This is a genomic window from Arthrobacter sp. AOP29-A2-19 (genome assembly GCF_058138025.1).
Window position 1 is genome coordinate 3573964 of the sequence record NZ_CM176894.1, and the last position, 14110, is coordinate 3588073.

Sequence of the window (14110 nt, forward strand, 5' to 3'; positions counted from 1 at the left end):
CTGCGCCGCCCTACTGGTTCGCCGGGAATGCGGAGTCCACGGCGTCGGCGTGCCAGCCCTGGCGCGACACGCGCTGCAGCTCGTCGGTCACGGGCTTGCGGGTGGCCTCGTAGATCGCCAGCGCGTCCTTCACGGACTCGCCCTGCACGAGCGCGTCGGCGAAGCCGCCGGCGTCCAGGATCGCCGAGTTCGCGCCCTGGCCCTGGTGGTGGAGCATCGCGTGCGCGGCGTCGCCGAGCAGCGCGACGGAGTCGGTGTGCCATCCCTCGAGTGGATCGATGTCGAACACCGAGCGGCTCGTCACCTGGCTCAGGTCCAGTTCCCGGGCGACCCGGACGATCCGCTCGTCGAAGCCCTCCAGGATGCGCATCAGGTACTCGGTGGAAATTTCCGGAGCCCACGAGGCGTCGTCGGACGGGGCCGTGATGTCGTAGGAGAGCTGCCCGCGGTGGCGCAGCGGCAGGTTGTAGGCGATGGTGCCGTTCTCGCCCATGTAGAAGCGCGGGTTGTCGTCCGTGACGAGCCCGTGTGCGTCGTCGATCGAGATGACCGCGCGGTAGGCGTGCTCGCCGGAGAAGACCGGCTCCTTCTGCGAGAACAGCTGGTTGCGCACGGTCGAGCGGATGCCGTCGGCGCCGATGACGAGGTCGGCGGTGACAACCTCGCCGTTCGCGAAGGTCAGCGTCGCGGTCTCGCCGTTGTCCTCGATGGTCTCGAGCTTGTGGCCCAGGTGGACCATGCCCTCGGGGAGCACGCTCAGCAGGGCGTCGATGAAGTCCCCGCGGTGGATCATGCGGTTGTGGTTGACCTGCTCGTAGGCGTTCAGGAAGGGCCACTCCTCGTTGGCGAGGACGTGCCGGCCGTCCGCGCTGAGGATCTCGAGGTGGTCGCTGGGGGAGCTGACGGCGGCGATCGCGTCGAAGATTCCCCACTGGCGGAACAGCTCGACCGACGGAGGACGCAGGCCGATGCCGGCGCCGACCTGGGCGAGGGCGGGGGCCTGCTCGTAGACGTGGACGTTCTCCGCGCCGATGCCCTGCAGGGCCTTGGCCACGGAGGCCCCTCCGTAGCCGCCGCCGACGATGGCGATCCTGAGGTTCTTGATGTCTGCTGTCTTCATGGGTTCGTCTCTTTCGTGGGCCAGGCCGTGCCTGGGAAAGTGGTGGTGTGTGGTGGAGGCCCGGAAAATCAGGCGTTGATCGACAGGAAGCCGGCGGGGTTCTCGACGAAGATCTTGTTGATCGCCGCGTCGTCCAGGCCCTCGTTGCGCAGGTCCGGGATGAGGTCCTCGAACATGTAGTTCACGGTGTGGCCCTTGACGCCGGGCCAGCCCAGCGGGGAGCAGTTGGCGTCCACGCCGGCCAGCACGTTGTCGATGTTCCCGGCCTTGAGGAAGCGCATGAAGTGGTCCAGGCGCTCCTGGCGCGGACGGGCCCAGAAGGGCGGGTCCTCCAGCTCGGTCTCGTAGCCGAACGTATCGAAGCCAACCCGGCCGCCCTGCTCCGCGATCCACAGGTCCGGCGTGTTGTCCGCGTTGAAGCCGTCGTCGGCGTGGCCGAACAGCACGCGGTCCAGGGGCAGGCCCTCCTCGGTGAAGATGGACATGGCCGGCTGGACGTCGATGGCCAGGTGGGTCAGGATCGGCACGCCCGTCACGACGGCGGCGCGCGCCGCCGCGCGGTAGATGCGCTTGTCCAGGTCGGTCATCCTGCCGCCGCGGGAGACGCCGACCTTGATGACGCCGGCCTTGGAGCCGGTGCCGCCGATGCCCACGGTGATCTCGTGGACGAACACCTTGGCCAGGTAGTCCACGGTCGCGCGGGCGAAGTGCGGCAGCGCCGTGTCCCCGCCGACGAACCCGGTGCAGGCGACGATGTTCACGCCGGTCTTCGCGGACAGGGACTTGTAGTAGTCGATGTCGCGGCCGTTGCAGATGCCGGTGGCGTCGACGAATGTGCCGCCGCCGTACTCGTGGAACGTGCGCAGCTTCGGCACGGTCTCCGCGTAGCGCTGCTCGGGCGTCTTCCACCACGTGGAGTCCAGTTCGCTGCCGGGCATGCCGTAGCCGATGTGCTCGTGGATGGCCACCAGGCCCAGTTCCTCGGCCGGGATGGTTCCCAGCACTGTGTTTACCTTTGACAACAAGCTCACCTTTTGAAGATAGAAAGTTTGGGGGGTTCTTGCCGGTTCGGCGCCTAGCGCACGGCGAGCAGGTCGCGCGGGTTGCCCACGAGGATGCGCTCGGCGCCCTCGTCGCTGAGGCCGCGGGACTTCAGGAAGGGAACGAACGTGGAGACGACGTGCCCGAAGGGCAGGTCGTAATCCGGCTGCCCCTTGGCGACGCCGATGGCGTTGCCGGAGAGCAGGATCCGGTCCGCGAAGCCGGCCTCGACCAACTCCAGGACCAGTTCGGCGCGCTCGCCGTCGTTGATGTGGTCGTCGTCGTCGTTCATGCCCGCGTGGTCCAGGCCCACGTACGCGCCGCGCCGTGCCACCTCGAGGGCGGCACCGGACGCTGCGGCGTCGCGTCGGTCGAGCCCGCCGACGAGCACGCGTTGGGCCGGGAGCCCCTCGTCCAGGACGACGTCGAGGTCGCGCAGCGCGTCGGCTCCGTAGCGGATGGACAGGGCGACGCCGGTGCCCAGCGCGGTCCTCGCGGCGCCACGGAACAGGCTCTCCTCGGTGGGGGTCATGCCGGCGCGGTCCGCAGTCGTGGTCACCAGGCCTGCCGCGCCGCGGCGCTCCAACCGCGGGACGACCATGCCTTCCGTGACCTCACGGGAGAAGAGGTCGGCGAACTTTTCGGCCGGCCACGGCGTGGGCGGGTTGGTCTGCGGGGTGAGGAAGTAGCCGCCGAGCGTCTCCTCCGGGCCCATGCCCGTGGAGGCCACGATGTGCACGCCGGTCGAGCGGGAGAGGGACTCGTAGAGCTTGAGGTCCCGGCCGTGGAACATGCCCGTGCTGTCGACGATCGTCCCGCCGCCATTGGCGCGGAAGTCGCGCAGTTTGGCCGCGAGCGCCTCGAAGATGTCCGCCCGGTCCATCGAGATGTCCGGGGCGTACTGGGCGCCGGGGACCACGGAGAGGAGCGCCTCGTGGACGGCGACCACACCCAAGTCCTGGGCGGGCACGGGGCCGAGGACCGTGTTGACGGTCCGGCCGTTGGAAGTTGTTGTATCCGTCATTGGCACAACCTTTCGTTAGCGTCGCGCCCCGGTGGGGCGCCCCGCGCTGGGAAGGATCATGCACCGCGACCTCTGGATCATTTCCTCGCCGAACTCGGTGCAGGCTTTGGTACCCGGAGGGTCGCCGCGCGGCTGGGAGCCCTCCATTGCGCCGGAGAACCGTGTGCTGCCGCACGGGAACATGTGACCTCGATTACCTGTCCACTAGGTTTACATGGTGTCGTGTGAAAGTCAAGGACGTCACACTATTGGCTTTGTTGATCAGTGGGCGACGGCGGGGCGGGCGACTATGTGCGCCGAGGGGGACTAGTCCTCGTCCCAGCGCGGGTCGACGAACGGTGCCGGGAACCGCGAGCGCAGGAACTCGCCGACGACGGCGGCGCCCAGGTCCTCGGGGTCGGGCGCCACCACACGGCCGCCGACGCGGCGGGCCATGGCGGAGAGAAAGCGCTCCAGGCCGGGGTCGCCGCCGAGCCGGAAAAATGTGGTCTCGGCCCCGAGCCGGCCCACGCGGTCCAGTTCGGCCACGGTGGACCGCAGCGTCTCGGGATCCGGCGGGTAGGAGAACCAGGACTCGCCGTGCGGCAGAAGATGAGCCGTGGGTTCGCCGTCAGTGACCACCAGCAACACCGGCTGCATGGTGGGGTGCTGCCGGAAGAAGCGGGTGGCCAGCAGCAGTGCGTGGTGCAGGTTTGTGCCCTGCTCGCGCCGCGGCGGCAGGGAGGTCAGTTCGCCGATTTCCACGCGCTCGGCGTAGCGGCCGAAGTTCACCAGTTGCAGGCGGTCGCCGCGGAACCGGGTGGAGACGAGGTGGTGCAGGGCCAAGGCGGTGCGCTTCATCGGCACCCAGCGGCCCTCGGCCGCCATCGAATACGAGGTGTCCACCAGCAGCGCCACGGCGGCCTGGGTGCGGGCCTCGGTCTCCTGGACCTCGACGTCCCGCACGTCGATCCGCAGCCGGCGGCCCGGATCAAGGCCCTCCGCGGCCGTGCGGGCGATAGCGTTGGTGATGGTCCGGGTGACGTCCCACGGCTCGACGTCCCCGAACTGCCAGGCCCTGCCCGCGCCCGTCGGCTCGCCCGCCGCCCCCGCGTGCCGGGTGTCGCGGCGGCCCTGCCTGCCCGACAGCCGACCGGCCGCGTCCTTGAGGAGGGAGCGGCCCAGACGACGCATTGCGCGCGGCGACAGCCGCAGGTCGCCGTCGGTGCCGCGGCGCAGCAGGCCGCTGTCCCGCAGCGCCTTTTCGAGGTCCGCCAGCGTCCGCGCGTCGGCGGCGGCGTCCGGGCCCAGCTGGCGGGCGAGCTTGTCCACGTCCAGGTCCGACAGCGCGGATCCGGCATAGGACTGCGAAAGCTGCTCCGCCAGCTCGTCGAGGTCGGCCAGATCCTGGAGGACTCCCGTGCCGTCCCCCAAACCCAGGCCCTGGTCGCCGTCGAACTGTTCGGACCCGCCCCAGTCCTCGCCGGGTCGCAACGCCTGCAGGGCCGAGTCCAGCCGGCCCAGCTGGCCCATGAGTGCGGGGGAGCCGAATGCCTGCGCGGACAGGGCCATCAGTTCCTCGCGCTGTTCCGGCGTCATCGACCGGAGCATCCGCTGGGCGGCCGCGGACCGCTTCGCGAGCGCGTCGATCAGCTCGTCGATGTTCCGCGGATCCTCGGGGAACTGGTCCCCGTGCTTGGCCATGAACTCGTCGAAGTCGGCGGGGGTGTCCTCGCCCCGCGCATGCTTCTCCAGCAGGTCGTTGAGGTCGCCGAGCATCTCGGTGATCGCCGCCCGGTCCTCCTCGGTGGCGCCCTCCAAGGCGTTCTTCAGGCCCGCGAACCGCTGGTCCAGCAGCTCCCGGCCCAGCAGGTCGCGGATGCGCCCGTAGGCCCGGCGCGCCGAATCGGACTGCCAGTCGTAGGTGGAGAGCTCCGTGACCGCCGCGGCGGTGGACGAGGGCAGGCCCTGGAGCTGCATCTCGCGGAAGGCGCGGTCGGTGTCATCCATGCGGGTGTCGCGGGCGAGTTGCTTGCGCTCCTCGAGGACCGCCTCGTCGAGGAGTTTCCGGACCTCCTGCAGGGTGCCGTCCAGCCGGTGGCGGCCCAGCAGGTCCCGGCGCCGTTGCTGGACGCGGCCCGTCAGGTCGTCGAGCCCGGCACGCGACCGGCCGCCGCGGCGCAGGAACTCGCGAAGCGCCCGCTCGGGGGAGTAGCCGGCCATCACGTCCTCGGCCACCGATTCGAGCGCCTCGGCGAGATCCACCGGGGGCGCCAGGGGGTCCGGGCCGCCATCGTACCGGCCATACCTGGATGACATGCCGTGCCGCACGGGGGTCTCCTTCCGCAGTTCGCTCCGGGGCCTACCACGTTGGTACCACTCTGCCCCGCCGGACGTCAGCCGTACACCGTTTCGCCGTCGTCGGATTCCTTGGAGAGCCGGCGGGCGAGGTAGAGCCCCTCGAGCGCCAACTCGATCGCCCCGGCGCGGCGGCCCTCCTCAGACCCGGCCCCGCCGCGTTCGCCGTCGCCGGCCAGACGCGCGGCGATCTCGTCGTAGACGGCCGGGTCCCGGAGCTTCGGGAGCCCGGCCAGCACCTCGGCGGCCGTCACCCGTTCGCCGGTGGTCAACGTGAGGTGGCCATCGAAGGCCTCCACGAGCGGCGTGAGGTCCAGCCCGCCCAAGTGCGAGCGCACCGCCTGGGCGGTCGCCGAGCGGAGCAGATGGTCGAGAATCTCGCCCTCGCGGCCCTCCTCCCCGGACTCGAACTCGATCTTGCCGACCAGGACGTCCACCGCCGCACCGAGGTCCACGAGGCGGGCAACTGAGGCGTCCTCGCCGCGGACGGCGGAGCGGTGCCTCGCGGCCGCGGCGATGGTCTCGGCGCCCGCGATCGCGAACCGCGCGGACACGCCCGAGGACTGGTTGACCGCGCCCGACTCGCGCAGCGACCGCGCGAATCGCGCCAAAATCTCCAGCAGGATGTCCGGGACCTCCGCCGTGAGGTTGGCCTCCTGGCGGATCACGGCGACTTCGTCCTCGAGCTCGATCGGATAGTGGGTGCGGATCTCGGCGCCGAACCGGTCCTTCAGCGGCGTGATGATGCGCCCGCGGTTGGTGTAGTCCTCCGGGTTGGCCGAGGCCACCACGAGCACGTCCAGCGGGAGCCGCAGCACGTAGCCACGGATCTGGATGTCCCGCTCCTCCATCACGTTCAGCAGGGCCACCTGGATGCGCTCCGCCAGGTCCGGGAGCTCGTTCAGCGCCACGATCCCGCGGTTGGAGCGCGGCACCAGGCCGTAGTGGATGGTCTCGGGGTCGCCGAGGCGGCGGCCCTCGGCCACCCGCATCGGGTCCACGTCGCCGATGAGGTCCGCCACCGACGTGTCCGGCGTGGACAACTTCTCCACGTAGCGCTCCGAACGGTGCCGCCACGCGATCGGGAGGCCTCCGTCCTCGGCCGCCGCGCGGGCCCGGGACCCGGCGGTGATGGGGTCGTACGGGTGCTCGTTGAGCTCGGATCCGGCGATGACGGGCGACCACTCGTCCAACAGTCCCTCCAGGGTGCGCAGCAGACGCGTCTTGCCCTGGCCGCGTTCGCCGAGCAGGACGACGTCGTGCCCGGCGATCAGCGCGCGCTCGAGCTGCGGGAGGACCGTCCGGCCGAAGCCGTGGATACCGGGCCAAGGATCCATTCCAGTGGCGAGGGCGGCCAGGAGATTGTCCCGGATCTCCTCGCGCAGGGACTTCAGGACGTGGCCGGACGCGCGGAGCTCGGCGAGGGTGCTGATGGCGGGTGGGATGCTCACCGTGCCAACGCTAGCGGCGAAGGGCGGCGCCGTCGATCCCCTCCGTGCCGCGGGCCCGGGCCCCGTGACGCGGTCGGCTGACCGGGCATAGGCTGGCCGTGATGGGCACCGACACGCAGGCACCGGCCACACTGATCCTCCTGGTCCGGCACGGAACGACGCCGACCACCGGTCAGGTGTTGCCGGGGCGCGCCGCGGGGCTGCACCTCTCCGAGCAGGGGCGCGCGCAGGCGGAACGGGTGGCCGGACGGCTGGAGGCCGCCGGGCCCACCGCGATCTACGCCTCGCCCCTGGAGCGCACGCGGGAAACCGCCGCGGCGACGTCGTCGCGGACCGGGGTGCCCGTCGTCGTCGACCATGGCCTGCTGGAGGGCGACTTCGGCGACTGGACCGGCGCGGCGCTCGCCGACCTGGCCCGCCTGCCGGAATGGGCCGCGGTCCAGCGCGAGCCCGGGGGGTTCAGGTTCCCGAACGGCGAGAGCTTTGCGGAGATCCGCGACCGGATGGTCGCCACGCTGGCCCGCCTCCGCGCCGCGCACTCCGGCGGGACGGTGGTGTGCTTCTCGCACGCGGATCCCATCCGGGTCGCCGTGTCCGACGCCATGGGCGCGCCGCTCAACCACTTCCAGCGCCTCAGCGTGTCGCCGTGTTCCGTTTCGGCGATCTCCTACCCCCGGGACGGGGAGCCAGTGGTGCTGACCGTGAACTCGACCCACGAGTCCCTGGCCGACCTGCGGGCAACGTAGGGGCGCGTTATGACCGGGGACGAGCGTGATCCGATAATTGGCGAGCGGGACCCGGCACTGCTGGAGCACGGCGGGATCGAGGTGCTGGGCCGGCTGGCCAACAGCAGCAACGAGACCTTCCTGGTGGAGGTGGCCCTCGGCGGGGACCGGCAGTGGGCCATCTACAAGCCAGAGCTCGGCGAGCGGCCCCTCCTCGACTTCGACCCCGGGCTCTACCGCCGCGAGCGGGCGGCGTACCTGCTCAGCGAGGCGCTCGGGTGGGGCATGGTGCCGACCACAGTGGTCCGCGAGGACGCCCCCTTCGGCGTCGGCTCCCTCCAGGGCTTCGTGGAGCACGACCCCAACGAGCACTACTTCACCCTGGTGGCGGAGACGCCCCAGGCGCACGACGAGCTGCGGCGGATGGCGCTGTTCGACGTGGTGGCGAACAATACGGACCGCAAGGCCGGCCACGTGCTGCGCGGCGCCGACGGGCGGCTGTGGGGCATCGACCACGGGCTGTGCTTCGCGGCGGCGTTCAAGCTGCGGACGGTGATCTGGGACTTCGCGGGAGAGCGGGTCGACGACGGACTGCTCGCCGACGTCGGGCCGCTCGCCGACCAGGTGCCCGCCGACGTCGCGGACCTGTTGACCGGGGGCGAGGTCCGGGCGCTGCGCCAGCGGGTGCGGACCCTCCTGGCCGCGCCGGCGCTGCCGGTGGACCACACGGGGATGCGCTACCCCTGGCCCCTGGTCTGACGCGACTAGCCGCCGGTGCTGAACCGGTACTTGAAGTTCTCGGCCTGGTGCACCGCGGTGCGCCACCCGGCGGGCCGGTCGCCGGTCGTGAAGAAGAGGGTCTCGATGACCAGCAGCGGGCTCCCGGGCTCGACGCCGAAGGTGGCGGCCTGCGCGGCGGTCGCGGCCGTCGCCCAAGCCTCGTGCTCGGCGCGGGCCTGCGCGATCCCGAACGCCCGTTCCAGGAGCCTGAACGCGGACCCCTCGTCGTCCAGCTCCGCCGCGGTGGGACTGAACTCCTCGGGCGCCCTGATGTACACGTCGGCGTCGACCAGCGGCTGCTCCCCAACCGAGATCAGGCGGCTGAAGTGCAGCAGGCGCTCCTTCGGATCGAGCCCGAGCAGGTCGCGGATCCGCGCCGGCGGCTCCACCCGCTCCACGCCGGTGACCTTACCGCTGGGGTGCAGCCCGCTCTCGGAAAGGTACTGGTACAGGGCGCCCGCCGGCACGTTGGCCGGCCGCTGGATCCGGGGGCCGGTGACCGGGAACGTTCCCTTGCCCTGTTTCCGGTAGACGTAGCCCTCGTTGGCCAGCTCCTGAAGGGCCTGACGGATGGGGGCACGGCTGACCCGGAACCGGTCCAGGAGCTGCGCCTCGGTCATCGGCTTCCGCGGGTCGGCGACCCCCTCGGCGACCTCCGTGCGCAGGATCTCCTTGATTTGTCGATACAGGGGTACGCCGGACGAGGAGTCGAGCTCGCCATATGCCATAGGTCTTCCGTCACTCCGCGTCGTCGGTCTCCGGCTTGTAGCCTGCAGGAAGTCAACCACAGAACGGCGGGCGCCTGACGGTGCCGTCGGGTGGGCGGTGCCGCCGGGTCGGGCGGCGCGCCCGGGCCGAACCCCGCCCGGCGCGGGCGCCGCGTTGTCGAGGGGAGGGCCGTCGTCGTTCGCTCGCCCCCGATCGTCACATAACAAAACGGTAACGCTCTGCGGGCGGCGCTGCCCGGTGGAGGCGAGTCCGGCGCTGGCCGCTCCATCCTTGGGATGCGCGCGCATAGCCGGCGCCCACCGCGCGGCCGCTTTGGGTGGCCGAACCGTGTCAAACCGGGGGAACCCGGCTTGATGTTGCCGCCCGGATCGTTACGTTGGAATGGATGGCTGACCAACTCGAAGAACCCCAGACACGTCCGAGGCACGAGACAGAATTCCGCCACCCAGCACTATCCGACGGCCGCGCCCTGTGGCGCATGGCACGCGACTCGCAGGTCCTGGACCTGAACTCGTCGTACTCCTACCTCCTGTGGTGCCGCGACTTCGCGGACACCTCGATCGTCGCCAGCACCGCCGGCGAGGCCTGCGGCTTCGTCACGGGCTACCTGCGCCCCGACGAGCCCGGCACGCTGATGGTCTGGCAGGTGGCCGTGGATGCGGACCACCGCGGACGCGGGCTCGCCGCCGCCATGCTGGACGAACTCGCCCGCCGCGCGGGCGCCGACCGCGTGGAAACGACGATCACCGCGGACAACGAGGCCTCCAACCGGCTCTTCACGCGCTTCGCGGAGCGCAACGGCGCCGGGTGCGAGCGCGAGCCGCTCTTCACCCCGGACCTCTACCCGGACGGCCACGACACCGAGTACCTGTACCGCATCGGTCCGCTTGGCCTCGACGCGGACCTGCGCGCGCTCCAGCTCGCGGGAACCGCCGCTCTCGGCTAGCTTTCGCATGCCACTGCACGGGCATGCGGTTCCCGCAGGGGCATGCACTCCGCGCGGCGCACCCCCAACCCTGCGCGACGCACCCAACACCACACAGCACGACGGCGAGGCGCCCCACGGCCGAAGCGGCCACGGCGCGCCCCCGTTCCCCACGACCGAAGGGATACCCCCCCATGACCGACATCTTCGAAACGCTCGAGTCCGAGGTCCGCGGCTACTGCCGCAGCTGGCCCACGGTGTTCACCCACGCCTCCGGCAGCACCATGACCGGCGAGGACGGAACCGACTACCTCGACTTCTTCTCCGGCGCGGGCGCCCTGAACTACGGGCACAACAACCCCAAGCTGCTGGGACCGCTGGTCGAATACCTGGCGAGCGGCGCCGTCGTGCACTCGCTGGACATGAAGACGCCGGCCAAGCGGACGTTCCTCGAGACGTTCCAGCGGCTCATCCTGAAGCCGCGCGACCTGGACTACAAGGTGATGTTCCCCGGCCCGACCGGCACCAACACGGTCGAGGCCGCGCTCAAGCTGGCCCGAAAGGTCACCGGCCGGCAGCACATCCTCTCCTTCACCAACGCGTTCCACGGCATGACCCTGGGATCGCTCTCGGTGACCGGGAACTCGATGAAGCGCAAGGGCGCGGGCATCCCGCTGACCAACAGCTCCAAGATCCCGTACGACGACTACTTCGACGGCGAGACCGCCGACTTCCTCTGGCTGGAGCGCGTGCTTGAGGACAGCGGATCGGGCGTGGACAAGCCGGCCGCCGTCATCGTCGAGACGGTCCAGGGCGAGGGCGGCCTGAACGCGGCCCGTTCCGGCTGGCTGCGCGGCCTTTCCGACCTGTGCAAGAAGCATGGAATCCTGCTGATCGTCGACGACGTGCAGGCCGGCTGCGGCCGCACCGGGACCTTCTTCAGCTTCGAGGAGGCGGGGATCGTGCCGGACATCGTGTGCGTGTCGAAGTCCATCTCCGGCTTCGGCCTCCCGATGGCCCTGACCCTGTTCCGCCCGGAGCTCGACGTTTGGGAACCGGGGGAGCACAACGGCACCTTCCGCGGACACAACCCGGCGTTCGTCACCGCCACCGCGGCGCTGGAGAACTATTGGGCCGACGACGACTTCCAGAACCGGGTCGCCGGGACCATCGCCGCGTTGCACCGCGGGCTGGACTCCCTGGCCGCCTCCGTGGAGGGCGCGTCCGTCCGCGGCCGCGGCCTGCTGGCCGGCGTGGTGTTCCCGGACAAGACGACGGCGGGGCTGGTCGCCGCCGAGGCGTACCGCCGCGGGCTGCTGGTTGAGACCTCCGGGCCCGACGACGAGGTCCTAAAGCTGATGCCTGCGCTGACCATCACGGACGCCGACCTGGCACGCGGGCTGGACATCCTGGCCGAGGCAATCCGCGCCGTGAGCCCGGCGCCAGCGCTGGCCGCGGTCTAGGCGCCGCGCGCCTCCCGCGCAACCGCTGGCGCCGGCACCCCCAGCGCCGACAACACCGAACAAAAGGAGCACCATGCTTGTCACCCAGCTGAACGACCTGAACGACACCGACCGGGACGTGAAGTCCGAGACCTGGCGCAGCCGCCGCATGGTGCTGGCCGGCGATGGCGTAGGGTTCTCGTTCCACGACACCGTGATCTACGCCGGAACCACGTCCACGTTCCACTACGCCAACCACATCGAGGGCGTCTACTGCGTCCAGGGCGAGGGGACGCTGACGGACGAGACCACGGGCGAGGTCCACGAGCTCCGGGACGGCACCATGTACCTGCTGGACGGCCACGAGAAGCACACCGTCCGTGCCGCCACCGAGCTGCGGATGGCCTGCGTGTTCAATCCCCCGGTGACCGGCCGCGAGGTTCACGATGAGAACGGCGTCTACCCGTTGATCGAGGCAGCCCCGGCGCACTAGCTTCCGGCAGCCCCGTGCGGGACGCGCATGCCCCCGCACGGGCATGCGCGTCCCGCACGCGCATGCGCCGCCGGCCGGCGCACCTCCCGTTTCCGGGCTGGACAGACGTGGGAGAATGGGCGTAATGACTTCAGACCAGCACCGTAACGAGGACCGGCCCCACACCCCCGCCGGCCCGGGTTCCCCCGCCGTGCACGAGCCGGCCGACCTGCACCCCGCCGACGGCCACCACCGGACCGGCACGTCGCGCGCCCACGCGACCCGCCCCGAGAGGACGCCGAACGCGCTGACCGCCAAGCGCAACGACGGCCGCATCCAAGTGAAGCCGACCGCGGAGGGCTGGAAGCAGGCCATGGGCCCGGACGGGCGGCCGCAGTTGCAGTTCGGCACGCGCACGCGGGTCACGCAGCCGCCGGAGCACCTCGCGGACCTTTCGCTACAGGAGCGCCAGGACAAGCTGAAGGACATGGGCCTGCCGGCCTTCCGCGCCAAGCAGCTCTCCGTCCACTATTTCCAGCACTACACCACCGATCCCGCCCTGATGAGCGACCTCCCGAAGGAGCGCCGCGAGGAGCTGGCGGAGGCCATGTTCCCGAAGCTGCTGACCGAGATCAAGCGCCTGACCACCGACAACGGCGACACCGTCAAGTTTCTCTGGCGTCTGTTCGACGGCTCGCTGGTCGAGTCCGTGCTGATGCGCTACCCCGGCAGGGTCACCCTGTGCGTCAGCTCGCAATGCGGTTGCGGCATGAACTGCCCGTTCTGCGCCACCGGCCAGGCCGGGCTGACCCGCAACATGTCCGCCGCCGAAATCCTGGACCAGATTGTGCAGGCCAACCGCGTGATCGCCGAGGGCGGCCTGGGCGGCACCCGCCGCGACGGGGGGCACGACGCCGAGCGCGTCACCAACATCGTGTTTATGGGCATGGGCGAGCCGCTGGCCAACTACAAGCGGGTGATGACGGCGGTGCACCGCATGATCGCCGAGGCGCCCGAGGGCCTGGGCATGAGCGCCCGCAACATCACCATCTCCACCGTGGGCCTGGTACCGGCCATCAACAAGCTGGCGGAAGAGAACATCCCCGTCACGTTCGCGCTCAGCCTGCACGCGCCCGACGACGAGCTCCGAGACGAGCTGATCCCGGTGAATTCGCGCTGGAACGTGGACGAGGCCATCGACGCCGCGTACAACTACTACCGGCAGACCGGGCGTCGCGTTTCCATCGAGTATGCGCTGATCAAGGACATGAACGACCACGCCTGGCGCGCCGACCTGCTGGCGAAGAAGCTGAACAAGCGCGGCCGCGGATGGGTCCACGTGAACCCGATTCCGCTGAACCCGACGCCGGGCTCCATCTGGACCTCCTCGGAGCGAGACGTCACCGTGGAGTTCATCAACCGACTGGTCGACGCCGGCATCCCCACCACGCTCCGCGACACCCGCGGCAAGGAGATAGACGGCGCCTGCGGCCAGCTCGCCGCGGCCGAGTAGGTCCGCGGCCCCGCCTAGAGCTTCGACCCGGCGAGCGTGCCGGAGCTCTCGCGGAGACCGGGCAGGCCGACGAGGCACAGGATTCTGCGCTCACCCGCGGCCCAGCTCTCGGGCGACGGGGTGAAGGTTGTGGTCTCCAGCGTGGAGACATCCCAGGCCACACCGACGAACTCGGCGAAGGCGGGATCGCACATTTCCGCCTCCAGACTAATCCACTCGTCGTCGGTGGTGGGGATGCTTCCCTGGGTGAGCTTGTGGCCGTGGAAAACCTCCAGCTGGTGCGGGTCTCCGCAGGGAACGATCTCCACGTCGTAGAAGTCCTCACCGCCCGGATCCTGCACGCAGTCCCCAACCTTGACGGCGGTGGGGTCGGCTCGGGCCGCCGCCGTGGCCACCCCGTCCGCGTCCCGCGGAGCGTCCCGCTCGAAGCCCAGCATGGAACAGCCGGACAGCACGACGACGGCCGCCGCCGCCAAGGCAGGGCAAAACAAGCGATGGTTCATGGGGTCCCCCGACCGGTGAAAGCGAATGATGGCAAGAGCCTAGTGCAG

At 70.5% G+C, this 14110-nt stretch carries 13 protein-coding genes; 6 read left to right on the forward strand and 7 right to left on the reverse strand.

What is annotated here, in order from left to right; all coding sequences use genetic code 11:
- Positions 1-10 precede the first annotated feature (10 nt).
- The 5 genes from AC3ZJJ_RS16545 to AC3ZJJ_RS16565 all read right to left on the reverse strand — a co-directional run bounded on the left by AC3ZJJ_RS16545 (position 11) and on the right by AC3ZJJ_RS16565 (position 6973).
- Positions 11-1120: an FAD-dependent oxidoreductase gene (locus AC3ZJJ_RS16545; RefSeq protein ID WP_489892911.1), complete on the reverse strand. Its 1110-nt coding sequence runs from the start codon at positions 1118-1120 to the stop codon at positions 11-13.
- A gap of 68 nt (positions 1121-1188) precedes the next feature.
- Positions 1189-2151 carry a phosphotriesterase family protein gene (locus AC3ZJJ_RS16550; RefSeq protein WP_489892912.1) on the reverse strand — a complete coding sequence of 321 codons (963 nt, stop codon included), beginning with the start codon at positions 2149-2151 and terminating at the stop codon, positions 1189-1191.
- 44 nt (positions 2152-2195) lie between these two features.
- Complete coding sequence (locus tag AC3ZJJ_RS16555) at positions 2196-3185, reverse strand: phosphotriesterase family protein (protein WP_489892913.1); 990 nt, start codon at positions 3183-3185, stop codon at positions 2196-2198.
- 306 nt (positions 3186-3491) lie between these two features.
- Entirely contained in the window at positions 3492-5483 is a 1992-nt protein-coding gene (locus tag AC3ZJJ_RS16560) for a vWA domain-containing protein (RefSeq protein ID WP_489895881.1), read from the reverse strand.
- 77 nt (positions 5484-5560) lie between these two features.
- Positions 5561-6973: a sigma 54-interacting transcriptional regulator gene (locus AC3ZJJ_RS16565; RefSeq protein ID WP_489892914.1), complete on the reverse strand. Its 1413-nt coding sequence runs from the start codon at positions 6971-6973 to the stop codon at positions 5561-5563.
- 101 nt (positions 6974-7074) lie between these two features.
- Here AC3ZJJ_RS16565 and AC3ZJJ_RS16570 point away from each other — a divergent pair, with 101 nt between their 5' ends.
- Positions 7075-7719, forward strand: a complete 645-nt coding sequence (locus tag AC3ZJJ_RS16570; protein WP_489892915.1) for a histidine phosphatase family protein — start codon at positions 7075-7077, stop codon at positions 7717-7719.
- A gap of 9 nt (positions 7720-7728) precedes the next feature.
- Entirely contained in the window at positions 7729-8457 is a 729-nt protein-coding gene (locus AC3ZJJ_RS16575) for an SCO1664 family protein (RefSeq protein ID WP_489892916.1), read from the forward strand.
- Between the two features lie 5 nt (positions 8458-8462).
- Here AC3ZJJ_RS16575 and AC3ZJJ_RS16580 read toward each other — a convergent pair whose 3' ends face one another.
- Positions 8463-9206 carry a GntR family transcriptional regulator gene (locus AC3ZJJ_RS16580; protein ID WP_489892917.1) on the reverse strand — a complete coding sequence of 248 codons (744 nt, stop codon included), beginning with the start codon at positions 9204-9206 and terminating at the stop codon, positions 8463-8465.
- 479 nt (positions 9207-9685) lie between these two features.
- On the opposite strand from AC3ZJJ_RS16580, the gene ectA reads away from it, so the two are divergent.
- The 4 genes from ectA to rlmN all read left to right on the forward strand — a co-directional run bounded on the left by ectA (position 9686) and on the right by rlmN (position 13559).
- Positions 9686-10153 carry a diaminobutyrate acetyltransferase gene (gene ectA / locus AC3ZJJ_RS16585; RefSeq protein WP_489892918.1) on the forward strand — a complete coding sequence of 156 codons (468 nt, stop codon included), beginning with the start codon at positions 9686-9688 and terminating at the stop codon, positions 10151-10153.
- 173 nt (positions 10154-10326) lie between these two features.
- A complete protein-coding gene (gene ectB / locus AC3ZJJ_RS16590; RefSeq protein WP_489892919.1) occupies positions 10327-11595 on the forward strand; it encodes a diaminobutyrate--2-oxoglutarate transaminase in 1269 nt (422 codons plus the stop codon).
- A 73-nt stretch (positions 11596-11668) separates the two neighbouring features.
- A complete protein-coding gene (locus AC3ZJJ_RS16595; RefSeq protein WP_489892920.1) occupies positions 11669-12067 on the forward strand; it encodes an ectoine synthase in 399 nt (132 codons plus the stop codon).
- Positions 12068-12191: 124 nt separating this feature from the next.
- Positions 12192-13559 (forward strand): dual-specificity RNA methyltransferase RlmN, encoded by a 1368-nt coding sequence (rlmN, locus tag AC3ZJJ_RS16600; protein ID WP_489892922.1) that lies wholly within the window; start codon positions 12192-12194, stop codon positions 13557-13559.
- A 14-nt stretch (positions 13560-13573) separates the two neighbouring features.
- On the opposite strand, the gene AC3ZJJ_RS16605 is transcribed toward rlmN, so the two are convergent.
- Positions 13574-14062 (reverse strand): septum formation family protein, encoded by a 489-nt coding sequence (locus tag AC3ZJJ_RS16605; RefSeq protein ID WP_489892923.1) that lies wholly within the window; start codon positions 14060-14062, stop codon positions 13574-13576.
- Between the last annotated feature and the right edge of the window lie 48 nt (positions 14063-14110).